The 1210-nt window shown below is 72.0% G+C and carries 1 protein-coding gene; it reads right to left on the bottom strand.

The annotated features are described in order from the left end of the window. A partial coding sequence (locus FVW20_RS16030; protein ID WP_196610381.1) for an ATP-binding cassette domain-containing protein occupies positions 1-1210 on the bottom strand: 1210 nt, incomplete at both ends.

Consider the following 1210-nt stretch of genomic DNA (forward strand, 5'->3'; position numbering starts at 1 on the left):
GCTGCCCGTCGCATCCGAAAGGCGGCGGGCAAAGTCGGATTGCAGGTGCACGATGGCGTCCACCCGCCCGGCGCGCAGGTCTTCTTCCGCCCGGCGCATGTCGGTGGCCACACGCGGGCGGAAGGTGTCGGCCAGCAGCAGCCGCGCGGCGAACTCCATGGCTTCCGGCCCGAGGTCGTCGGCCACGATGGCCACGGGCACGTCGCGGGCGTCCAGGCTGATGCCGTAGCCGAACAGGAGCAGCAGCACCACCGGCATGACCAGCGCGATGGCGATGGCGCTGGGGTCGCGCACCACTTGCAGCCATTCCTTGCGCAACAGGCCGCGCATGCGCAGCAGCAGGCCGCGCAGGGGGGTGGGGCGGATGTCCTGCGTTTGCCCGGCGGGGGCGGGATGATCGGAGTCAGGGGTGCCGGAGAGGGGGCGCATGCCGGGTCCGGAAGACGGCGCGGCATGACCAGTCGCGCCTGTCATGCCAGTCGCCCCAGCCGCCCCAGCCGCCCAAGTCGCACCAGTCGCACCAGTCGCATCAGTCGCATCAGTCACGCCGGGCGCGTTGGCCCTGTGCCGCTCCGCCAGCGCGATGAAGGCCCGCTCTATGGTGGCCTGGCCGGAGGCGTGCCCTGATGCATTCCGCTGGCCGTCGCCTCTCGCCGCAGTTTCGCGGGACCCGTCCGTTGCGTCGTCTGTCGCTGGGGCCAGGGCGCGGATTTCCGCCGGGGTGCCCAGGGCCAGCACCTCGCCGCCCACCAGGATGGCCATGCGGTCGCAGTATTCCGCCTCGTCCAGGAAGTGGGTGGTGACGATGACCGTGACGCCCGACTCCGCCAGCGCGGTGATGCGCTGCCAGAATTCGCGCCGGGCCAGCGGGTCCACGCCGGAGGTGGCCTCGTCCAGGAACAGGATGTCCGGCTCGTGCATCAGGGCGCAGGCCATGGCCAGCCGCTGGCGGTAGCCCAGCGAAAGGTCGCCGCTCTGGGCGTCGGCCACGTCGGAGAGGTCGAAGTCGCGCAGGGCCCAGGCCATCCGTGCATCACGCGCGGCGCCGTACAGGCCGTAGGCGCTGGCGAAGAATCGCAGGTTCTCCAGCACGGAAAGCTGGCCGTACAGCGAGAATTTCTGGGCCACGTAACCCACCCTGCGGCGCGCGGCGGCGGGTGCGCGCCGCAGGTCCACCCCGGCCACGCGCAGGCTGCCGCCCGTGGGGGGC

This window comes from Nitratidesulfovibrio oxamicus (genome assembly GCF_015731765.1).
Classification (GTDB): Bacteria; Desulfobacterota; Desulfovibrionia; order Desulfovibrionales; family Desulfovibrionaceae; genus Cupidesulfovibrio; species Cupidesulfovibrio oxamicus.